Annotated in this window: 19 protein-coding genes and 1 tRNA gene; 9 read left to right on the top strand and 11 right to left on the bottom strand. The window is 72.6% G+C overall.

Going from position 1 to position 20,079, the window contains the following annotated elements; all coding sequences use genetic code 11:
- Window positions 1–158: 158 nt before the first annotated feature.
- The 5 genes from ACZ6S8_RS09380 to ACZ6S8_RS09360 all read right to left on the bottom strand — a co-directional run bounded on the left by ACZ6S8_RS09380 (window position 159) and on the right by ACZ6S8_RS09360 (window position 6,024).
- Complete coding sequence (locus ACZ6S8_RS09380) at window positions 159–1,622, bottom strand: peptidoglycan D,D-transpeptidase FtsI family protein (protein ID WP_469453979.1); 1,464 nt, start codon at window positions 1,620–1,622, stop codon at window positions 159–161.
- Window positions 1,619–3,043: an FtsW/RodA/SpoVE family cell cycle protein gene (locus ACZ6S8_RS09375; protein ID WP_469453978.1), complete on the bottom strand. Its 1,425-nt coding sequence runs from the start codon at window positions 3,041–3,043 to the stop codon at window positions 1,619–1,621. Before ACZ6S8_RS09375 ends, ACZ6S8_RS09380 begins: the two co-directional genes overlap by 4 nt.
- A gap of 31 nt (window positions 3,044–3,074) precedes the next feature.
- The gene (locus tag ACZ6S8_RS09370) at window positions 3,075–4,532 is read right to left on the bottom strand and encodes a Stp1/IreP family PP2C-type Ser/Thr phosphatase (protein WP_469453976.1); all 1,458 of its coding nucleotides are present in this window, start codon (window positions 4,530–4,532) and stop codon (window positions 3,075–3,077) included.
- Between the two features lie 144 nt (window positions 4,533–4,676).
- Window positions 4,677–5,180: an FHA domain-containing protein FhaB/FipA gene (locus tag ACZ6S8_RS09365; RefSeq protein ID WP_469453974.1), complete on the bottom strand. Its 504-nt coding sequence runs from the start codon at window positions 5,178–5,180 to the stop codon at window positions 4,677–4,679.
- Between the two features lie 10 nt (window positions 5,181–5,190).
- A complete protein-coding gene (locus ACZ6S8_RS09360; RefSeq protein ID WP_469453972.1) occupies window positions 5,191–6,024 on the bottom strand; it encodes an FhaA domain-containing protein in 834 nt (277 codons plus the stop codon).
- 293 nt (window positions 6,025–6,317) lie between these two features.
- On the opposite strand from ACZ6S8_RS09360, the gene ACZ6S8_RS09355 reads away from it, so the two are divergent.
- The 6 genes from ACZ6S8_RS09355 (at window position 6,318) to ACZ6S8_RS09330 (ending at window position 11,972) form a co-directional block, all read left to right on the top strand.
- A tRNA-Leu gene (locus ACZ6S8_RS09355) sits at window positions 6,318–6,400 on the top strand.
- A gap of 164 nt (window positions 6,401–6,564) precedes the next feature.
- Window positions 6,565–8,238 carry a sensor histidine kinase gene (locus ACZ6S8_RS09350; RefSeq protein WP_469453971.1) on the top strand — a complete coding sequence of 558 codons (1,674 nt, stop codon included), beginning with the start codon at window positions 6,565–6,567 and terminating at the stop codon, window positions 8,236–8,238.
- 8 nt (window positions 8,239–8,246) lie between these two features.
- Complete coding sequence (locus ACZ6S8_RS09345; protein WP_469453970.1) at window positions 8,247–8,906, top strand: response regulator; 660 nt, start codon at window positions 8,247–8,249, stop codon at window positions 8,904–8,906.
- Between the two features lie 117 nt (window positions 8,907–9,023).
- Window positions 9,024–10,424: a DUF2252 domain-containing protein gene (locus ACZ6S8_RS09340; protein WP_469453969.1), complete on the top strand. Its 1,401-nt coding sequence runs from the start codon at window positions 9,024–9,026 to the stop codon at window positions 10,422–10,424.
- Window positions 10,425–10,601: 177 nt separating this feature from the next.
- The gene (locus ACZ6S8_RS09335) at window positions 10,602–11,486 is read left to right on the top strand and encodes a J domain-containing protein (protein WP_469453967.1); all 885 of its coding nucleotides are present in this window, start codon (window positions 10,602–10,604) and stop codon (window positions 11,484–11,486) included.
- 141 nt (window positions 11,487–11,627) lie between these two features.
- On the top strand, window positions 11,628–11,972 hold the full coding sequence (locus tag ACZ6S8_RS09330; RefSeq protein WP_469453966.1) for a rhodanese-like domain-containing protein: 345 nt from the start codon (window positions 11,628–11,630) through the stop codon (window positions 11,970–11,972).
- A gap of 89 nt (window positions 11,973–12,061) precedes the next feature.
- On the opposite strand, the gene ACZ6S8_RS09325 is transcribed toward ACZ6S8_RS09330, so the two are convergent.
- The 6 genes from ACZ6S8_RS09325 to paaA form a co-directional block, all read right to left on the bottom strand.
- A complete protein-coding gene (locus ACZ6S8_RS09325) occupies window positions 12,062–13,204 on the bottom strand; it encodes an acyl-CoA dehydrogenase family protein (protein WP_469454340.1) in 1,143 nt (380 codons plus the stop codon).
- Window positions 13,205–13,339: 135 nt separating this feature from the next.
- Window positions 13,340–14,455: a 2Fe-2S iron-sulfur cluster-binding protein gene (locus ACZ6S8_RS09320; RefSeq protein ID WP_469453964.1), complete on the bottom strand. Its 1,116-nt coding sequence runs from the start codon at window positions 14,453–14,455 to the stop codon at window positions 13,340–13,342.
- Complete coding sequence (paaD, locus tag ACZ6S8_RS09315) at window positions 14,456–14,968, bottom strand: 1,2-phenylacetyl-CoA epoxidase subunit PaaD (protein ID WP_469453963.1); 513 nt, start codon at window positions 14,966–14,968, stop codon at window positions 14,456–14,458.
- Window positions 14,962–15,654 (bottom strand): 1,2-phenylacetyl-CoA epoxidase subunit PaaC, encoded by a 693-nt coding sequence (gene paaC / locus ACZ6S8_RS09310; protein ID WP_469454339.1) that lies wholly within the window; start codon window positions 15,652–15,654, stop codon window positions 14,962–14,964. The genes paaD and paaC overlap by 7 nt, the downstream gene beginning before the upstream one ends.
- Before the next feature lie 77 nt (window positions 15,655–15,731).
- The gene (gene paaB / locus ACZ6S8_RS09305) at window positions 15,732–16,016 is read right to left on the bottom strand and encodes a 1,2-phenylacetyl-CoA epoxidase subunit PaaB (RefSeq protein WP_386525619.1); all 285 of its coding nucleotides are present in this window, start codon (window positions 16,014–16,016) and stop codon (window positions 15,732–15,734) included.
- The gene (gene paaA / locus ACZ6S8_RS09300) at window positions 16,013–17,020 is read right to left on the bottom strand and encodes a 1,2-phenylacetyl-CoA epoxidase subunit PaaA (RefSeq protein WP_469453961.1); all 1,008 of its coding nucleotides are present in this window, start codon (window positions 17,018–17,020) and stop codon (window positions 16,013–16,015) included. The genes paaB and paaA overlap by 4 nt, the downstream gene beginning before the upstream one ends.
- A 135-nt stretch (window positions 17,021–17,155) precedes the next feature.
- On the opposite strand from paaA, the gene ACZ6S8_RS09295 reads away from it, so the two are divergent.
- The 3 genes from ACZ6S8_RS09295 (at window position 17,156) to ACZ6S8_RS09285 (ending at window position 20,077) form a co-directional block, all read left to right on the top strand.
- Window positions 17,156–17,842: a DUF5819 family protein gene (locus tag ACZ6S8_RS09295; RefSeq protein ID WP_469453960.1), complete on the top strand. Its 687-nt coding sequence runs from the start codon at window positions 17,156–17,158 to the stop codon at window positions 17,840–17,842.
- Between the two features lie 47 nt (window positions 17,843–17,889).
- A complete protein-coding gene (locus ACZ6S8_RS09290) occupies window positions 17,890–19,140 on the top strand; it encodes an HTTM domain-containing protein (protein WP_469453959.1) in 1,251 nt (416 codons plus the stop codon).
- A gap of 181 nt (window positions 19,141–19,321) precedes the next feature.
- Window positions 19,322–20,077: a TrmH family RNA methyltransferase gene (locus ACZ6S8_RS09285; RefSeq protein WP_469453958.1), complete on the top strand. Its 756-nt coding sequence runs from the start codon at window positions 19,322–19,324 to the stop codon at window positions 20,075–20,077.
- Window positions 20,078–20,079 lie beyond the last annotated feature (2 nt).

The raw sequence follows: 20,079 nt of genomic DNA, 5'->3' as shown, positions 1-20,079 counted from the left end.
CTGTTCGCGCAAAGGCTACCGGCCGATCGTCGGTGATCGGTTCGTGGCCACAGGCTGATACCGGACCGGTACCGTACGCTCGTATCCGTCCGGAACCAGTGACGCGGATCACCCTGCGGGCCCCCGCCGTTCGCACCGCGCGCCCTGCTCGCACCGGCTCATCCCTGGCCCTTCAGCACGGCTTCCATCACGGCCTTCGCGACCGGGGCGGCGAGTCCGCCGCCGCTGATGTCCTCGCGGTCCGCGCCGCTGTCCTCGATGACGACCGCGACGGCGACGGGCGAGCTCTGGTCCGGGTTCTCGGCGTACGAGATGAACCAGGCGTACGGGCGCTTCTTGTTGCCCTCGCCGTGCTGGGCGGTACCGGTCTTGCCGCCGACCTTGATGTTCTTGATCTTGGCCGGGGTGCCGGTGCCGCTCTCGACGACGTTGACCATCATCTCCTGCAGCTTCTGCGCGTTGGCGGCGGAGAGGGGCCGGCTCATCTCCTGCGGCTCGTGCTTCTCGATGAGGTCGAGGTTGGGCGCGGTCAGCTGGTCCACCATGTACGGCTTCATCAGCTTGCCGTCGTTGGCGATGGCGGCGGTGACCATGGCCATCTGGAGCGGGGTGGCGGCGGTGTTGAACTGGCCGATGGAGCTGAGGGCGTTGCCGTCCCGGCTCATCTTCTTGTCGTAGACGCTGGCGAAGGCGCGGACCGGGATGTCGATCTTGTCGTTGTTGAAGCCGAACTTCTCCGCGGTCTCCACCATCTTGTCGCGCGTGACCTTGTCGCCGAGGTTCGCGAACACGGAGTTGCAGGAGACGCGCAGGGCCTCGTTGAGCGGGGCCTTCTCGCAGCCGCTCGCGTGGTTGACCATCGGCGTCTTGGTGCCGGGCAGGATGTACGGCTCCGGGGTGTCCGTCGGCGCGTTGATGTCGGTGACGACACCGTGCTCCAGGGCGGCGGCGGCCGTGACGACCTTGAAGGTCGAGCCCGGCGGGTAGGTCTCGCGCAGGGCGCGGTTGACGAGGTTCTTGTCCTCGGCGTCCTTCAGCGAGACCCAGGCCTTCTCGTCGTCCTTGGAGTTGCCGGCGAAGCTCGACGGGTCGTACGACGGGGTGGAGACCAGGGCCAGGATGGCGCCGGTGCGCGGGTCGATCGCGGCGACCGCGCCCTTGTTCTTGCCCAGCTTGGCGAAGGCGGCCCGCTGGGCGTCGGGGTTGAGCGTCGTGATGACGTTGCCGCCCTGCTTCTTCTCCCCGGTGAACATGCCGACCGTGCGGTCGAAGAAGAGCCGGTCGTCGTTGCCGGTGAGGATGCCGTCCTCGAGCGATTCGAGCTGGGTGGCGCCGAAGGCCTGCGAGGCGTAGCCCGTCACGGGGGCCCACAGGGGGCCTTCCTCGTAGGTCCGCTTGAACTCGAAGTCGCTGCCGTTCGTGGCGACCGAGCCGGTGATCGGCTTGCCCTTCACGATGATGTTGCCGCGCTCCGTCGCGTACTGGGCGATCTGGACCCGGCGGTTCTCCTTGCGCGTGCTGAGTTCCTCGGCCTGCACGTACTGCAGCCAGTTGGTCCGGATCAGCAGCGCGAGGACGAGCAGCCCGCAGAACAGCGAGATGCGGCGCAGGGGCTTGTTCATGACGGGCGGACCACCTGGGTCATCTCGGAGTCGGGGGACGGAGCGGGAGCCGGGGCGGGTCGGCGTGCGGTGTCGCTGATCCGGATGAGGATCCCGATGAGTGCCCAGTTGGCGAGGACGGAGGAGCCGCCTGAGGCGAGGAAGGGCATCGTCATGCCGGTGAGGGGGATGAGGCCCATGACTCCGCCGGCGACGACGAAGATCTGGATGGCGAAGGCGCCCGACAGCCCGATGGCGAAGAGCTTGCCGAAGGGGTCGCGGGCGGCGAGGGCGGTGCGGACGCCGCGCTCGATGATGAGCCCGTAGATCAGCAGGAAGGCCATCACGCCGGCGAGCCCGAGCTCTTCACCGACGGTGGAGAAGATGAAGTCGGAGTTCGCGGCGAAGAGGATCAGGTCCGAGTGGCCCTGGCCGAGGCCGGTGCCGAGGACGCCGCCGGAGCCGAAGCTCATCAGGGACTGGCCGACCTGCTCGCAGGCGCCCGAAGTGGCGTAGCAGGCGAAGGGGTCGAGCCAGGCGGTGACGCGGGCCTGGACGTGGCTGGCGAAGGAGGCGACGACGACGGCGCCGCCCACCGACATCAGCAGGCCGATGACGATCCAGCTGGTGCGCTCGGTGGCCACGTACAGCATGATCACGAACATGCCGAAGAAGAGGAGCGAGGTGCCGAGGTCGTTCTCGAAGATCAGGACGAGCAGGCTCATCGCCCAGATCATCAGGATCGGTCCGAGGTCGCGGCCGCGCGGCAGGTAGAGGCCCATGAAGCGGCGGCTGGCCAGGGCCAGGGCGTCGCGCTTCACCATCAGGTAGCCGGCGAAGAAGATCGCGATGACGATCTTCGCGAACTCGCCGGGCTGGATGGAGAACCCGCCGACGCTGATCCAGATCTTCGCGCCGAAGACGTCCGCGCCCAGACCCGGGATGACGGGCAGGATCAGCAGGACCAGGGCGCCGGCCATCGAGATGTACGTGAACCGCTGCAGGACGCGGTGGTCCTTGAGCAGCAGCAGGACGGCGGCGAACAGGGCGATGCCGACGGCCGTGTAGAGCATCTGGTTGGGCGCGGAGGGAGAGAAGCCGCCGAAGGAGCGCTTCGCGAGGTTCTGCAGCCGCTCGGACTGGTCCAGGCGCCAGATGAAGACGAGGCCGAGTCCGTTGAGCAGGGTGGCCAGCGGCAGCAGCAGCGGGTCGGCGTACTTCGCGTAGCGGCGCACGACGAGGTGCGCGACCCCGGCGAGCGCGCCGAGGCCGAGGCCGTAGGCGAACATGCCGGGCGGCAGCGAGCCGTTGATCGCGAGACCCACGTTGGCGTAGGCGAACATCGGGATGACCACGGCGAACCCGAGCAGCATCAGCTCGGTGTTCCGCCGGCTCGGCAGCTCGATGGCGCCGATGGTGGTCGTATTGGTGACAACGCTCATGGTGTGGCAGGCCCCCTGCGCCCGCGTGTGTCTACTGCTTTCCGCACAGGCCGACCAGCTGCTGCTCCGCGGGAGTCAGGCCGGCGGGTGTCTGGTTCTGCGCCTCGGCGTTGCGGCGCTCTTCGTCCTTCTTGCAGGCGGACACCTGGAGACCGAGGTCGTCGATCTTCTCGCGTGCGCCGTCCAGGCTGCTTTCGCTGATGGTGGCCTGTACGAGCTTCAGCTTGAAGGGCGGGAGGTACTTCAGTTCGATGTCGGGTCGGTCGGTCTCCACCTCGGAGAGCTTCACCGGCCCGAGCTTCTGGCTGATGCCCTTGAAGAGCGCGACGTGGTCGCCCTTGACGCCGATGTAGTACTGGGTCTGCGTCCAGCGCCAGCCGGCGTAGAGGCCGCCGCCGATGACTCCGGCGACGAGCAGCAGCATCAGCGTACGGGTGGTCCACTTGCGCCCTTTGCTGCGGCGCCTGCGGGGCTTGTCGTACGTGTCCTCGTACCCGGAGTCGGAGTCGTAGCCGTCGGCCTCGCCGAAGCTGCCGTACCCGCCGCCGCCCTGGCCGGACTCCGCGTACCCGTAGCCGGGGGCGTCGCCGCTTCCGGGCGGGCCGAAGGAGCCGGCGGGCGGGGAGGCCTGGCGGCCGAGCCCCGAGGCGCGGCCGGCCGGGGTGTGCATGGCGTTGCCGCCGTCGAAGAGCTGGTGCTGGTTCTCGGCGACCGCGCCGACGACGACCGGGGTGTCGCTCACCTGGGCGGCGAGCGTGTCGCCGCTGTCGGTGTCGAGGACGTCGGCGACGATGCAGGTGATGTTGTCCGGACCGCCGCCGCGCAGCGCGAGCTGGATCAGGGACTGCACGGTCTCGCGGGGGCCGTGGTAGTCGGCGAGGGTCTCTTCCAGGGTCTGGTGGGAGACCACGCCGGACAGCCCGTCGGAGCAGATCAGGTAGCGGTCGCCGGCCCGGACCTCACGGATGGAGAGGTCGGGTTCGACGATGTCGCCGCTGCCGAGCGCGCGCATCAGGAGGGAGCGCTGCGGGTGCGTCGTCGCCTCCTCCTCGGTGATGCGGCCCTCGTCGACGAGGCGCTGCACCCAGGTGTGGTCCTGGGTGATCTGCGTGAGGACGCCGTCGCGCAGCAGGTAGGCCCGGGAGTCGCCGACGTGGACGAGCCCGAGGCGCTGGCCGGTCCACAGGAGGGCGGTCAGGGTGGTCCCCATGCCCTCGAGCTGCGGGTCCTCCTCGACCATCGCGCGCAGCTGGTCGTTGGCCCGCTGCACGGCGGTGGAGAGCGAGGTGATGATGTCGGAGCCCGGGACGTCGTCGTCGAGCTGCACGAGGGTCGAGATCACCTCGGAGCTGGCGACCTCGCCGGCGGCCTGGCCGCCCATGCCGTCGGCGATCGCGAGGAGACGGGGCCCGGCGTAGCCGGAGTCCTCGTTCCCCTCGCGGATCATGCCCTTGTGCGATCCGGCGGCGAACCGCAGGGACAGACTCATGCGCACCTGCCCTGTCGACGCTGCCTCCGGGTACAACCGGTCTCGAGCCACACTGCCCACCCTCCGGTCGGGAGCGCGCGCGGGTCCGTTTCCACAGTGGGACGGATCTCCGCGGCTCGCTCGCTCCGCTCGCTCATTCTCGTACTACTTCCGCAGCTCGATGACGGTCTTGCCGATGCGGATCGGGGCACCCGGCGGAATGGGCGTCGGGGTGGTCAGCCGGTTCCGGTCGAGATACGTGCCGTTGGTGGAGCCGAGGTCCTCGACGATCCACTGCCCGTCACGGTCCGGGTAGATCCTGGCATGACGGCTGGACGCGTAGTCGTCGTCCAGCACGATGGTCGAGTCGTGGGCGCGGCCCAGCGTGATCGTCTGGCCCGCGAGGGCCACCGTGGTGCCCGTGAGGGTGCCCTCGGAGACGACGAGTTTGGTCGGCGCACCGCGGCGCTGGCGCTGCTGGGGCGGGGCCGTCTGGCGGCCCCCCGCCTGCTGCTGGGCACCGGCAGCCGCGCCGCCGCGGCGAGAGCCGCGTTGCGTCACCCTCGTACCGAAGAGGTCGCTGCGGATGACCTGGACGGCCACGATGACGAACAGCCACAGAACGGCTAGGAAACCCAACCGCATGACCGTCAGGGTCAGCTCTGACATTGCCCCCGCTTCACCCTTCGGCTTGCCGGTAAATGATGGTGGTGCTGCCCACGACGATCCGCGAGCCGTCGCGGAGCGTAGCGCGGGTGGTGTGCTGCCCGTCCACCACGATGCCGTTGGTGGACCCTAGATCCTGGATCGTCGAGGGCGTTCCGGTCCGGATCTCACAGTGCCGGCGCGAGACGCCGGGGTCGTCGATCCGCACGTCGGCTTCCGTGCTTCGGCCGAGTACGAGCGTGGCGCGCGAGATCTGGTGGCGGGTGCCGTTGATCTCGATCCAGTGCCGTCGCGGAGCGCCCGGGGAGGACGCGGGCGCGGCTCCGCCGGGGGCGGGCCGACGCCCTGCGGCGCCGCCGGGAGGCGGGCCCGCGGGCATGGGCGGGGCGGCGACCGGGGGGTACCCGTAGCCGCCCTGCTGCTGGTTCTGGGACGCTGCCTGGCCGCCCTGGGGGGCCTGCGGCTGCGAGGTGCTGGAGGCGAGGGTGCGACTGCGGACCCGGTAGAGCCCGGTGTCGAGGTCGTCGGCCTTCTCCAGCTGGACCTTGATGGGGCCCATGAAGCTGTAGCGCTGCTGCTTGGCGTAGTCGCGGACCAGGCCCGCGAGCTCGTCGCCGAGCTGTCCCGAGTAGGGGCTCAGGCGGTCGTAGTCGCCGGCGCTGAGCTCCACGATGAAGTCGTTGGGGACGACGGTCCGCTCACGGTTCCAGATGGTGGCGTTGTTGTCGCACTCCCGCTGGAGGGCGCCGGCGATCTCGACCGGCTGGACCTCGGACTTGAAGACTTTGGCGAAGGTGCCGTTCACCAGACCTTCGAGTCGCTGCTCGAACCGCTTCAGGACTCCCATGGGGCACCTCCTCCGTCGTTGTCGCCCTGTACTGCTTACTGATCGTATCCACGCGTGGCGGATTCGGCTGGTTCCCCATCGGTCCTGTGTGGAGGAGTGTTGGTCCTCACAAGCGATCGTAGGGGCGTGCCAGGGACAGTGTCCCGCACCGGGGGCGGAGTGCGGGAGGGGCCGTCCCCGGCGGGGTGCGGGGGGCCGGGGAAAGGGATGTGAATCCACCCCGTTCCACGTGCTAATCTTTCGACGTCGCCAGGGGAACGGCCCGAAAGGGAAGATCCACTGGAGTGCTGCTCGGGCGAGTGGCGGAACGGCAGACGCGCTGGCTTCAGGTGCCAGTGTCCTTCGGGACGTGGGGGTTCAAATCCCCCCTCGCCCACATCGACGAAACGGTCGTCATCGCGAAAGCGGTGGCGGCCGTTTCGTGTTGTGCGTCTCGTGCGGGTCTTCGATCCCCGGGGACCAGACTTTCGTCGCGGGAGGCGCGACGAAAGAGGGCGGCGGGCGTCGGACGCGGGTGTCTAGGGTCGTCGGGTGGATGTCATGGCGAAGACGCGTGCGGGCTGGGACCGGCTGAGGGGGCCCGAGCCCTGGACCCGGCGGATGCTGGCCGGTGACCTGGCCCTGGCCGGTGTGCTGGCCGTGCTGGGGCTGGGCGTCGAGGAGCTCGACAACGGCTCCGGGCGCCGGATGCTGGTGAGCGCCCTGGCCGTCGTGGCGCTGACGCTCCTGCGCAGGAGGTTCCCCGGGAGCGCCCTCGTGGTCGGATCGGCGGCGAGCAGCGTGCTGCCCGGGGTGTTCCTGGTCACGATTCCGCTGGGCTGGTCCGCGGGGCGCCGGATCGTCGGGGTGGGCCGGGCCCTGGCCGCCTTCACCCTCGCCTTCCTCGCCGCGACCGGATTCAGCCTGCTGTCCCAGTGGGACCAGATGCGGCCGCTGCTCGTGATCGTGTTCACGACGCTGATGTTCCTCGTGGCGACGGTGGTGCCGGGTCTGGCCAGCCGGTACTGGTCGCAGCGCCGGACGCTGCTGCGTGCGCTCCAGGAGCGCAACGGGCAGCTGCTGCGGGAGCGCGCGATGGTCGCGGGCCAGGCGCGGCTGCGGGAACGGCAGCGGATCGCGCAGGACATGCACGACAGCCTGGGCCACCAGCTGGCGCTGATCTCGGTGCACACCGGTGCGCTGGAGGTCGATCCGAAGCTGACCGACCGCCAGCGCGAGGCGGTGGGGGTGCTGCGGCAGGCCTCGGTGGCGGCGATGCACGAGCTGCGCGAGGTCGTCGGCATCATGCGCGACGGGGTGGAGGCCCCGGTGCCGGTGGAGGAGGCCCAGTCCCCGGCGCGCGGCGTGGCCGGGATCGCGGGGGTCGTGGAGGCGGCGCGGGGCACGGGGACGGACGTACGGCTGACGACGACGGGGCAGCCGCGGGAGCTCGTCGCGGCCTGCGACCACGCGGCCTACCGGATCGTGCAGGAGGCGCTGACGAACGCGTACAAGCACGCTCCGGGGGCGTCGATCGCGGTGGAGCTGCGGTACGAGGACGACTCGCTGGTGGTGGAGATCGCCAACGGCCCCGCGACCGGTCCGGGAGCCGGGGAGGTCGTGTCGGGCGGTCAGGGGCTGACGGGGCTGCGCGAACGGGCCCGGCTGGTCGGCGGGATGGTGCACGCGGGCGCGGTCGAGGGCGGCGGATTCCGGGTCGCGGGGGTGCTCCCGTACGGCGCCGGGCCGGCCGGGGTTGCGGAGGTGGCCGACGACTTCGGGCAGGGGGCCGTGGTCGGGGACCCGAAGGGCGACTCCCCGATGGACTGGGCCGCGGTGGACCGGGAGCTGGCCGTGCGGGCCCGCAGCCGGTCCGGCGGCATAGCGATGGGGTGCGGGATCGCGTCCGCGGCCGTGGTGGTGCTGCTGGTCGCCCTGGTGGCCGGAGTGGTGATGCTCGTCGGGTCGGTGAACAACGCGATGATCGACCGGGGCGAGTACGACGCCGTGCGGCTGGGCGAGTCGGAGCAGGCGGTCCGCGACCGGCTGCCGGACGGGGACAGCATCTTCACCGGTGGCATGGACCGGAAGGGGCCGCCGCGGCCGGAGGGGTCGAGCTGTCTGGTGCTGTTGTCGACGGAGGATTCGCCGGATCTGACCACCGACGTCGCGTTCCGGTTCTGCTTCAAGGACGGCACGCTCGTCGACAAGCGGTCCTACCAGGTCAAGCAGTAGGAGTTCGGGTGACAGCCGAAGTGATCCGCGTGGTGATCGCGGACGACGAGCCGTTGATCCGGGCCGGGATCAGGATGATCCTGACCTCGGCTCCGGACATCGAGGTGGTGGCGGAGGCCGCGAACGGGCGCGAGGCCGTGGACCTGGCCCGCGCGCACGGGCCGGACGTGGTGCTGCTGGACATCCAGATGCCGGTGATGGACGGGCTGACCGCGCTCGGGGAGCTGAAGCGGGCGGTTCCGTCGGTGCGGGCGCTGATCCTGACCACCTTCGGGGAGAAGGAGAACGTGCTGCGGGCCCTGGGCCAGGGCGGCGCGGGGTTCCTGCTGAAGGACTCGGCGCCGGGCGAGCTGATCGGGGCGGTGCGGGCGGCCGCGGCCGGCGACGCGTACCTCTCGCCGGGTGCGACGCGGCACGTGGTGGACCAGCTGTCCTCCGGGCGGGCGGCGGTGCGCGGGGAGCAGGCGCGCCGGCAGGTGGCGGAGCTGAGCGAGCGGGAGCGCGGGGTGCTGGCGCTGCTCGGGGAGGGCCTGTCGAACGCGGACGCGGGCCGGCGGCTGCACATGAGTGAGGCCACGGTGAAGACGTACGTGAGCCGGATCCTGGCGAAGCTGGGCTGTGAGAACCGGGTGCAGGCGGCGCTGCTGGCCAGGGACGCGGGCCTGTAGCCGCCCGGCGGGAGGCGCGGGCCGGGGGCGCCGGCGCGGAGGTGCTGGCCAGGGGTGCCGGGCTGTCGGTACGGTCAGCCCGTTCTGGCGATCGAACGGACTGGTGGGGCGGCGCACATGACGGCGGCAGCGGGGCAGCGGATACCGCAGGTGGAGGGGTTCGCGCCGAGAGTGGCGGACGGATCGCCGAAGGAGCACGGCAAGGCCCTGCGCGGACGGGTGCCGCGCTCGGCGCACGCCGCCTTCGAGGCGCCGGCCGACCGCCCGGACGCCGTCCGGGCGGTGGAGGAGTCCAACGTCGGCCGGGTCGCCGAGCTGGCTCCGATACGGGTGGGGCGGATGGCGGCGAACCCGTTCGCCTTCCTGCGCGGGGCGGCCGGGCTGATGGCGCACGACCTGTCCGGCGGCCCGGTCACCGGGGTCGGCGCGCAGATCTGCGGGGACGCGCACGCGGCGAACTTCGGGCTGTACGGGGACGTGCACGGCCGTCTCGTCATCGACCTCAACGACTTCGACGAGACCGTCTTCGGTCCGTGGGAGTGGGACGTGAAGCGGCTGGCCACCTCGCTGGTACTGGCCGGGCGGGTGGCCGGAGCCGACGAGGACACCTGCCGGGCGGCGGCCCGGGACACGGTGGGCGCCTACCGGCGGACCGTGCGCCTGCTGGCGAAGCTGCCCGCGATGGACGCCTGGAACGCCATCGCGGACGAGGAACTCGTCTCGCACGCCGACGCCCGGGACCTGCTGGGGACGCTGGAGCGGGTGTCGCAGAAGGCCCGCAACAACACCTCCGCCCGGTTCGCGGCGAAGTCGACCGAGGCCGCGGCGGACGGCAGCTGCCGCTTCGTGGACGCGCTGCCCGTGCTGCGCCGGGTCGGGGACGCGGAGGCGGCCGCGGTGGCGGCCTCGCTGGGCCCGTACCTGGAGACCCTGACGGGCGACCGGCTGCCGCTGCTGGCCCGGTACGCGATCCACGACGTGGCCTTCCGGGTCGTGGGCACCGGGAGCGTCGGCACCCGCTCGTACGTGGTGCTGCTCATGGACCACCGGGGCCAGCCGCTGGTGCTCCAGGTGAAGGAGGCGCGGCCCTCGGTCCTGCTGCCGCACCTGCCGGCCCTGGGCTTCCCCGCACCGCCGCAGGAGCACGAGGGACGCCGCGTGGTGGCCGGGCAGAAGCGGATGCAGGTGGTGTCGGACATCATGCTCGGCTGGACCACGGTGGAGGGGCGGCCCTTCCAGGTACGGCAGTTCCGCAACCGCAAGGGGAGCGTGGATCCGGCGGCGCTGACCGCGGAGGAGTTCGACGACTACGGGCGGATGACCGGGGCGCTCCTGGCGCGGGCGCACGCGCACAGCGTCGACCCCCGGCTGCTGGCCGGGTACTGCGGGAAGAACGAGGAGCTGGACGAGGCGGTGGCCGCGTTCGCGGTGGCCTACGCCGACCGGACCGAGGCGGACCACGCGGACCTGGTGACGGCGGTACGGGCGGGACGGATCGCGGCGGAGGCCGGGGTCTGACGGTGGGGGCGGCGCGTGGCGGGCGGCGGGTGGCGGGGTGGCGGGGTGCGCGGACGATCCGGTTCGGGCGGTCCGGCGCCCGGCGGGTCCGGGCCGGTGCCGCGGGCGGGTGGCTCGTGCGGCGGGCGGTGTTTCACGTGAAACACCGCCCGGCCGGGCGGGCCGTAGGCTGGCCGCGTGAGCGAGCAGACCGAACAGACCGAGCAGCCTGAGCAGCCCGCACAGTCGGCCCCCGTCGGCCCCGGTGATTCCGGCGGTCCCGGCGACTCGGGTGATTCCGGCGCGGACCGTCCCGAGGCGCGGCTGGAGCGGGCCGTGCGCGCCGCCGAGCAGGCGCTGATCGAGTTCGAGATCGCGGTGGAGACCTTCCGCGTGGAGGTGGAGAACTTCTCCCGCCTGCACCACCAGAAGCTCGGGCCGATGTACTCGCGGCTCGACGAACTGGACGCGCTCATCGCCGAGGCCAAGGCGGCCCGCAGCGGAGATCCGGACGACCTGCGGCGGGCCAAGGAGGCGCGCGCGCTGGTGATGCCGATGCCGGGCGTGGACGAGCTGTTCCACGACTGGATGGACTCCGACGGGATCTCCGACGACGCCGGCGCGATGCTCACCGACCGTCCGGTGCGGCCGCCGCAGCGGGTGCGGCCCTCGGAGGAGGTACGGCGCCTCTACCGCGAGCTGGTCCGCCAGGCCCACCCGGACCTCGCCCAGGACGAGGTCGAGCGGGAGCGCCGGGACGCCTTCATCGCCCGGGTGAACGCCGCGTACGGGCGGGGCGAGGAGCAGCAGCTGCGCGAGCTCGCCGAGGAGTGGGCGGCCGGTCCGGCGCCCGAGCGGGCGGTTCCGGGCGAGAGCGAGGAGCTGTACGCCCGCCTGGAGTGGCTGTCGCGCCGCAAGGAGCTGCTGTCGCTGGTCGCCAAGGACCTGGAGGACAGCGCGATCGGGTCGATGCTCCGGATGGCCCCGGAGGACCCGGACCGGCTGCTGGAGGAGATCGCGGAGCAGCTGCTGGCGCAGGTGTCCGAACGCGAGACGGAACTCGCCGCTCTCGCCGCTCCCTGAGCGCTGCGGCCTTTCCCGCCGGGCGCCGGCGGGGTTCCCGGCCCGGCCGCGGCGGGTCCGGCGGGTTCCCGGCGCAGGCAGGCCCCAGGGGCGGGGTCCGATAGGTTGGCCTCCCCCATCTGCGATGAGAGAAGGCCACGCATGAACTTCGGACCGCTTCCCTCGGTGGACGCCGCCGCGGTGCCCTCCGAAGGCTTTGTCCTGGACGTCCGGGAGGACGACGAATGGGCGGCCGGCCACGTCGAGGGCGCTCTGCACATCCCGATGAGCGACTTCGTGAACCGCTTCGGCGAGCTCACGGAGGCCGCTCCGGACGGCGCCCGCGTGCACGTGATGTGCCGCGTGGGCGGGCGGTCCGCGCAGGTCACCCAGTACCTCGTCCGTCAGGGCATCGACGCCGTCAACATCGACGGCGGCATGCAGGCCTGGGACGGGTCCGGCCGTCCGATGGTGACGGACAGCGGGAACCCGCCCTTCGTGCTCTAGGGCACCGGGGAGCCCGGGCTCCCGGGTTCGGGCCCCGAATACCGCGGGCCCGGGTTCCGAGGGCTGCGGGCTGCGGGCCCGGCCCGGTGTCAGGCGAGGGGGTGGGCGGCCAGCAGGTCGCCCAGGGCCTCCTCGTGCGCGGCGGCCGGGCCGAGCTGGAGCTCCAGCTGCTTGGCCCAGGCGTGGTAGCGGTGCAGCGGGTAGTCGGTGTCGGCGCCGAACCCGCCGTGCAGGTGCTGTGCGGTCTGCACGACCCGGCGCACCCCCTCCGAGGCCCAGATCTTGGCGACCGCCACGTCACCGGAGCTCGGCAGCGGACCGCCGGCTCCGCCGGTCGCGGCGTCGAGGCGCCAGGCGGCCTGCCAGAGGGTGACCTCCATGGCGCGCAGGTCGATGTAGCGGTCGGCGGCCTGGACGGCGACGGCCTGGAACGTGGCGACGGGGAAGCCGAACTGCTCGCGCTTCGCGGTGTACTGGCTGGTCATGGCGAGCACCCGCTCGCCGAGGCCGAGCGCGAGGGCGCAGGTCCCGGTGGTGAGGAGCTGGCGCAGGCGCTCCCAGGCGCCGGGGGCTTCGATGAGGTGCGGGGCGGGCACCCGTACGCCGTCCAGGGTCAGTTCGGCGAGGCGCTCCCCGCTGGTGGAGGCCTGCTCGGCGAGGGTCAGACCCTCGGCGGTGCGGGGGACGAGCGCGAGGACGGCCTCTCCCCCGCCGGTGTGGGCCGGTACGGCGATCCAGTCGGCGTTCTGGGCCCAGGGGACGGAGGTCTGGACCCCCTCCAGGGTCCACTCGGCGCCGTCCCGGCGGGCGGTGACGGCCAGTTCGGCCGGGTCGTGGCCGGAGCGGCCGTGCGCGGCGGCGGTGAGGACGAGCGCGCCGTTGCCGGCGCCGGGCAGCAGCGCGGCCGTCAGCTCGGGCCCCCCGTGGGCCTGGACGGCCATGGCGGTGGCGCAGTGCTCCAACAGCGGTACGCGGGCCAGTACCCCGGCGGCCTCGCGCAGCACCAGGCACAGGGCGATGGTGTCGAGGCCGGCGCCGCCGTGCTCCTCGGCCAGGACCAGGCTGAGCAGGTCGGACGAGGCGAGCTTGGCCCACAGCGGCCGGTCGAAGTCCTGGGCGACCGCCCCGGGGGTGAGCGCGGGGCTCGGCACGCTGTCGGGCGCGACATCCGCGAACACGGCCTTCGCCGCCTCGACGGCGGCCTGTTGTTCCTCGGTGAAGGTGAAGTCCACTGCCTGTCCTCCCGCGCGCACCCGGTCCATCCTGTCCTGACGGTGCGTCAAGATAGAACAAGTTCTTGAAAATGCACAGCCTGGTGCCGGACCTGGGCGGAAGGGCGCGGGGAGGACGGCCGGGTGGACGCCGGGTCAGCGGTCGAAGTCGATCTCCACTTCCTCCGTCACGGCGTGCGACTGGCAGGCCAGGACGAAGCCGGCCTCGGTCTCCTCCTCTTCGAGGGCGAAGTTCCGCTCCATCCGCACCTCCCCCGTCACGAGGAAGGCCCGGCAGGTGCCGCACACGCCGCCCTTGCAGGCGTACGGGGCGTCGGCGCGGTTGCGCAGTACCGCGTCCAGCAGGGACTCGCCCTCGCGGACCGGCCAGGTTCCCGAGCGGCCGTCGAGCCGTGCGGTGACCCGCCCGTGGGCGGGCGCGGTGGCCGCGGCCGCGCGGGTCGGCGCCGCCGTGTCCTCGACGTGGAAGATCTCCTCGTGGACCCGGCTCCGGGCGACGCCGAGCGCGCCGAGCGCCCGCTCGGCCCCCTGCACCAGGCCGTACGGCCCGCACAGGAACCAGCCCGTCACCTCGGCGACCGGCAGCAGGGCGGGCAGCAGCGCCGCCAGCCGCTCCTCGTCGAGGCGGCCGGAGGGCAGACCGGCCTCCTGTTCCTCGCGGGAGAGGACGGTCACCAGCTGGAAGCGGGCCGGGTAGCGGTCCTTGAGGTCGGCGACCTCGTCCAGGAACATCGTCGACGCGGCGCTGCGGTCGCTGCGCACGAGGCAGAACCGGGCGTCGGGCCGGGCGGCCAGCAGGGTCGCGGCGATGGACAGCACGGGGGTGATCCCGCTGCCGCCGACGACGGCGGCGTAGTGTCCGCCGGCGGGTGCCGCGGCCGGGTCCAGGACGAACCGTCCGGCCGGGACCATCACGTCGAGCACGTCCCCGGCGGCGATCTCCTTGTGCGCGAACGTGGAGAACTCGCCGCCCTCCACGAGCCGCACCCCGACGCGGAGCAGCTCGGGGCCCGGGCCGTCCGGGGCCGGGGCGACCGAGCAGATCGAGTACGTGCGGCGGATCTCGACCCCCTCGGGGGTGGTCCGGCGCAGGGTCAGGTGCTGGCCGGGGGCGTGCCGGTACTCGGTGCGCAGGCCGGCGGGGACCTGGAGGGCCAGGGCCACCGCGTCCTCGGTGAGGCGCTCGACCGAGGCCACCGTGAGCGGGTGGAACGCGCCGTGCCGGGTGGCCGGCCGGAGTGCCTCGGCCATCTACAGCTCCTTGAAGTGGTCGAACGGTTCGCGGCAGGAGACGCAGCGGCGCAGGGCCTTGCACGCGGTGGAGGAGAAGCGGCTGAGCAGCTCGGTGTCGGTGGATCCGCAGTTCGGGCAGCGCACCGAGAGGGTCAGCGGGACGGGACCCCCGGCCGCGTGCGGCCGGGGCGGGGCGATGCCGAACTCGGCCAGCTTGCGGCGTCCTTCGGCGGAGATGTCATCGGTGGACCAGGCGGGGGCCAGGACGGTGGTCACCCGCACGTCGGGCATGCCGCGGTCGTTCAGGACCCGCTCGATGTCGGCGGACATCGCCTCGATGGCCGGGCAGCCGGTGTAGGTGGGGGTGAGGGTGACCTCGACGTGGCCGTCCTCGCACATCCGCACTCCGCGCATCACGCCGAGCTCGGAGAGCGTGAGGACGGGCAGCTCGGGGTCGGGCACGGAGCCCGCGAGCTCGGCCAGTTCGGCTTCGAGCCGGGTCGTCGCGGCCGTCCCGGCGCCGGTCACCACGACGCCCCCGGGTGGCTGCGGTGCAGGTGCTGCATCTCTGCGAGGAGCTTGCCGAACGGCTCGGTGTGCAGGCCCTGCCGGCCGGCCCCGGCAGCCCAGGCGCCGGTGCGCGGCCCCTCGGGCAGCGCCAGTCCGGCCCGCTCCAGCACGGCGGTGACCGCGGCGAGCCAGCGGGCCTCCAGAGCGGCCCAGTCCAGGTCGCCGAGGCCCTCCACGGGCTGGAACATCTCGCCCGTGTACCTCCACAGCGCGTCGAGGGCGGCCCGCATGCGGGCGCGGCTCTCCGGGGTGCCGTCGCCGAGCCGCAGGGTCCACTGCTCGGCGTGGTCGCGGTGGTAGGCGGTCTCCTTGACGGCCTTGGCCGCGAGCGGGGCGAACGGGCCGTCGCCCCGCGCCAGGTCCCCGTAGAGCTCGTGCTGGTAGAGGGAGAAGAACAGCTGGCGGGCGATGGTGTGGGCGAAGTCGCCGTTCGGCTGCTCGACCAGCTGGAGGTTGCGGAAGGACCGCTCCTCGCGCAGGAACGCGAGCTCGTCCTCGTCACCGACCAGGGACAGCAGGACGCGGGCCTGGCCGAGGAGGTCGAGGGCGATGTTGGCCAGCGCGACCTCCTCCTCCAGGACGGGGGCGTGGCCCGCCCACTCGCCGAGGCGGTGGGAGAGGATCAGCGCGTCGTCCCCGAGGGCCAGGGCGGCCGCCGCGGAGCTGTCGCCGAGGGTCTCGGAGCCGGCCTCGCGGGCGGATTCGCGGGCGGTGTCGGTGCCGGTCACAGGTGGCTCAGCCCCTCCGGGACGTCGTAGAAGGTGGGGTGACGGTAGGGCTTGTCGGCGGACGGGGCGAAGAACGGGTCCCGCTCGTCCGGCGACGAGGCGGTGATCTCGGTGGAGGGCACCACCCAGATCGAGATGCCCTCGCCGCGCCGGGTGTAGAGATCGCGGGCGTTGCGCAGGGCCATCTCCGCGTCGGGGGCGTGCAGGCTGCCCGCGTGCGTGTGCGACAGGCCGCGCCGCGAGCGCACGAACACCTCCCACAGGGGCCAGTTCTGCGTCATACCCGTGCCTCCTCGGTCTGTCCGTCGTTCTTCGCGGCGGCCTGCTTGTCCGCATAGGCCGCCGCCGCCTCGCGCACCCAGGCGCCTTCCTCGTGTGCCGCGCGCCGGCGGCCGATCCGCTCCGCGTTGCACGGGCCGTTGCCCTTGAGCACGTCCCAGAACTCGGTCCAGTCGATCGCGCCGAAGTCGTGGTGCCCGCGCTCCTCGTTCCACTTGAGGTCCGGGTCGGGCAGGGTCAGGCCCAGCGACTCGGCCTGCGGGACGGCGATGTCCACGAAGCGCTGGCGCAGCTCGTCGTTGGAGTGGCGCTTGATGCGCCAGGCCATCGACTGCGCCGAGTGCGACGACGCGTCGTCCGGCGGACCGAACATCATCAGGGACGGCCACCACCAGCGGTCGACCGCGTCCTGCGCCATCGCGTGCTGGGCCTCGGTGCCCTGCGAGAGGGCCATGAGGAGCTCGAACCCCTGGCGCTGGTGGAAGGACTCCTCCTTGCAGATCCGGACCATGGCCCGGGCGTAGGGCCCGTAGGAGCAGCGGCAGATCGGCACCTGGTTGGTGATCGCGGCGCCGTCGACGAGCCAGCCGATCGCGCCGACGTCCGCCCAGGTCAGGGTGGGGTAGTTGAAGATCGAGGAGTACTTCTGCTTGCCCGCGTGGAGCTTGTCGAGCAGCTCGTCGCGGCTGGTGCCCAGCGTTTCGGCGGCGCTGTACAGGTACAGCCCGTGGCCCGCCTCGTCCTGGACCTTGGCCATCAGGATCGCCTTGCGGCGCAGCGAGGGCGCGCGGGTGATCCAGTTCGCCTCGGGCTGCATGCCGATGATCTCGGAGTGGGCGTGCTGGGCCATCTGGCGGACCAGGGTCGCGCGGTACTCCTCGGGCATCCAGTCACGCGGCTCGACGCGCTCGTCCGCCGCCACGGCGGCGTCGAATGCGGCTGCGAGCCGCACGAGGTCCGTGTCGTGCTCCGTGCCGTGTCCCGTGTCCGGGGTCACTGCCGTCATCCCGGCTCCCTGTCTGAGTCTGCCGTCCGCCCGACCGACCGATCGTTCGGTTCATCCTCTTCAATGGTGAGACGGCGGCCCGTAGGGTGTCAACCTCTGTGGTGAACCCTGTGGACGGCCGATGATCGGGGCGGGATGGATTCGAACGAGCGAAAGCCCGCCGAGGGCACTGCTCAGCCCCCGCCTCCGACCCCGCTCCCGCCTCCTTCGAGAGCACCCGGAATCGCCGGTCTGAGCACCCCTTACCGGGTCGTCACGGCCCTGGCCCTCGGGGCGGTCGCCGTGGCCGCCTGCTCCCACCTGGCGCTCGTCTTCCTGCACGTGGCGCCCGCGAACACGATCGGCCGGGAGCACGCGCGGACGGTCGACGGATGGATCTACCCCGAGTTCGAACAGAACTGGAAGCTCTTCGCGCCCAACCCGCTCCAGCAGAACATCGCGGTCGAGGTGCGGGCCCAGGTGCGGACCGGTGGCGGCGACCTGGTGACCACCGGCTGGCGCGACCTGTCCGCCGAGGACGGCGCGGCGATCCGCCACAGCCTGCTGCCGAGCCACACCGAGCAGAACGAGCTGCGGCGGGCCTGGGACTTCTTCACGGGCTCCCACGACGCGGACAACAAGCCGAGCGGTGAGCGCGGGGAGCTGTCCGAGGAGTACCTGCGGCGGATCGCGGTCGACCGGATCGGGCCGGACCACCGGGACGGGCGCGTGCTGCGGATCCAGCTGCGCTCGGCGACGGCGGCGGTGCCCGCGCCCGAGTGGAGCACCGAGACGACCGACACCCAGACGTACTACCGGGAGCTGCCGTGGTGGACGGTGTGAAGCCGGGGGCCCCGGCGGGGCCGGGGGCCCCGGCGGGGCCGAGGGCCGTGGCGCGCAGGCTCCGGGCGTCGGCCGGGCGGGGGCTCGCGAAGGTCTCCGGGCAGGCCCTGGGCCCGTACCAGAGCGCCGTCATCCGGATCGGCTTCAGCGGGACCTGGCTCTTCTTCCTGCTCCGGGAGATCCCGAACCGGGCCGAGCTGTACGGGCCGGACGGGCCGTGGAGCTTCGGGCTGGCGGAGCGGCTGATCGCCTCGAACGGGGCCTTCACCGTGCTGATGTGGTCCGACTCCACGCTGTGGTTCGAGCTCGTCTACGCGGTGTCCGTGCTGGCGAGCGTGGCGCTGATGCTGGGCTGGCGGACCCGCGGGACGTCCGTGGTGTTCATGGTCGGGGTGCTGTCGCTGCAGAACCGCAGCGTCTTCATGGGGGACGGCGGGGACAACGTCATCCACCTGATGGCGATCTACCTGGTGCTGACGCGGTGCGCGCAGGTGTGGTCGCTGGACGCCCGCAGGGCCCGCCGGCACGGCTCGGCGACGGCCGGCGCCGGCGGGCCGGTGCTGTGGGCGGTCCTGGGCGCGGTGTTCGCGTACGGCGCGGCGACCGGGCGGTTCGGCTACGGCTGGCTGGCGGCCTTCGCGACGCTGTGGGTCGCCACCGCGCTGTGGTGGATGGCCGACCGGTACGAGGCCGAGGGGGAGGGGCGGGCGACGCTGGACGTCCTGGCGAACCTGCTGCACAACGCGGGCATGCTGGTGATCATGGCGGAGGTCTGCCTGATCTACGCGACCGCGGGGTGGTACAAGATCCAGGGCTCGCGGTGGCAGGACGGAACCGCGCTGTACTACCCGCTGGGACTGGACTACTTCACTCCGTGGCCGGGGCTGTCGGCGCTGGTCGCGAGCAGCGGGACGCTGGTGATGCTGCTGTCGTACGGGACGGTGGCGGTGCAGGTGGCGTTCCCGTTCACGCTGTTCAACCGGCGGATCAAGAACGTGCTGCTGGCGGTGATGATGCTGGAGCACGCCGGGATCGCGGTGCTGCTGGGCCTGCCGTTCTTCTCGCTGGCGATGATCGCCGCTGACGCGGTGTTCCTGCCGACCGGGTTCCTGGTGTGGCTCGGGGCCAGGGCCGGGCGTCTGCGGCCGGGGGGCGGGGGGCCTTCGCCGGGCTCGGGCTCGGCCGCGGGTTCGGGCTCGGCGCCCGTGGCTGGAGCCGGGATGCTTCCGGCGCCTGCCGAGGGGGAGTCCGTGGTCGTCCCGTCGCCCTCGGCGGCGACGAGTCCGAGCGGGCGCTGACCCCGACCTGCAGCGCCGTTCCCGGGGGCTCCGCCCCCGGACCCCCGCGCCTCAAACGCCGGCGGGGCTGGATGGTGCGCCTCGGTCGTGCACGGGGGCGGGTGTGCCTCGTGCCGTGGCGCGGGCGGGTGGGGGCCTGGGCAGGTGGGGGCGGTGGCCGGGTGGGTCGTAGGGTCGGGGGATGAGTGACGTTGCGGGAGTCGGGGAGAGTGCGCGGGTGTGGCGCGAGGCCGCCGGGCGGGGGGATCTCGTCCTGCTGGACGGGTTCCACGCGCTGAAGCACGCCCTGCGGTTCGGGGCGCGGGTCGAGGTGGTCGTCGCCGACGATCCCGACGCCGTACGGGCCCTCGCGGCCGAGCTCGCCCCGGACGTCGGGCCCGACGTGGACCGGCTCGTGCGCCGGGCGGAGCTGAAGGGCCTGCTGGCCCGCGTGCACCCCACGGGGGTGGCCGCGCTCGCCGTGCGGCCCGACCGGGAGGCCGGCCGCGCCGCGCTCGGGCGGCTGCCGCGTCCCGCGCCGGTGGTCGTGCTCGACAACCCCCGCAACCTCGGCAACGTCGGAGCCGTCGTCCGCCTGGCCGCCGGATTCGGCGCGACCGGCGTGGTCACCCGCGGCGACCTCGACCCCTGGCACCCGAACGTGGTCCGGGCCGGGGCCGGGCTGCACTACGCCACCACCGTGGACCGGGTCGAACTGGAGGAGCTGCCCCCGGGGCCGCTGTACGCGCTCGACCCGGAGGGCGAGGACATCCGCTCCCTCACCCTCCCGGACGACGCCCTGCTCGCCTTCGGCTCCGAGCGCCACGGGATCTCGCCCGAGCTGCGCGCCCGGGCCGACCACCTGGTCTCCCTGCCGATGCGGCCGCAGGTCTCCAGCTACAACCTGGCGACCAGCGTGGCCATGACCCTCTTCCACTGGGGCGGCCCGAAGGACTGACC

The organism is Streptomyces sp. NPDC048461 (assembly GCF_055587105.1).
This window is presented reverse-complemented; position numbering and strand designations above follow the sequence as displayed.

Bases quoted from the DNA above. Each gene is read 5' to 3' on its own strand.
- ACZ6S8_RS09350 (WP_469453971.1), top strand. From the start codon at position 6,565: ATGGCGAAGACGCGTGCGGGCTGGGACCGGCTGAGGGGGCCCGAGCCC.
- ACZ6S8_RS09375 (WP_469453978.1), bottom strand. From the start codon at position 3,043: ATGAGCGTTGTCACCAATACGACCACCATCGGCGCCATCGAGCTGCCG.
- ACZ6S8_RS09295 (WP_469453960.1), top strand. From the start codon at position 17,156: ATGGATTCGAACGAGCGAAAGCCCGCCGAGGGCACTGCTCAGCCCCCG.
- ACZ6S8_RS09320 (WP_469453964.1), bottom strand. From the start codon at position 14,455: ATGGCCGAGGCACTCCGGCCGGCCACCCGGCACGGCGCGTTCCACCCG.
- ACZ6S8_RS09340 (WP_469453969.1), top strand. From the start codon at position 9,024: ATGACGGCGGCAGCGGGGCAGCGGATACCGCAGGTGGAGGGGTTCGCG.
- ACZ6S8_RS09360 (WP_469453972.1), bottom strand. From the start codon at position 6,024: ATGGGAGTCCTGAAGCGGTTCGAGCAGCGACTCGAAGGTCTGGTGAAC.
- paaB (WP_386525619.1), bottom strand. From the start codon at position 16,016: ATGACGCAGAACTGGCCCCTGTGGGAGGTGTTCGTGCGCTCGCGGCGC.
- ACZ6S8_RS09380 (WP_469453979.1), bottom strand. From the start codon at position 1,622: ATGAACAAGCCCCTGCGCCGCATCTCGCTGTTCTGCGGGCTGCTCGTC.
- ACZ6S8_RS09330 (WP_469453966.1), top strand. From the start codon at position 11,628: ATGAACTTCGGACCGCTTCCCTCGGTGGACGCCGCCGCGGTGCCCTCC.
- ACZ6S8_RS09370 (WP_469453976.1), bottom strand. From the start codon at position 4,532: ATGAGTCTGTCCCTGCGGTTCGCCGCCGGATCGCACAAGGGCATGATC.
- ACZ6S8_RS09365 (WP_469453974.1), bottom strand. From the start codon at position 5,180: ATGTCAGAGCTGACCCTGACGGTCATGCGGTTGGGTTTCCTAGCCGTT.
- ACZ6S8_RS09285 (WP_469453958.1), top strand. From the start codon at position 19,322: ATGAGTGACGTTGCGGGAGTCGGGGAGAGTGCGCGGGTGTGGCGCGAG.
- paaA (WP_469453961.1), bottom strand. From the start codon at position 17,020: ATGACGGCAGTGACCCCGGACACGGGACACGGCACGGAGCACGACACG.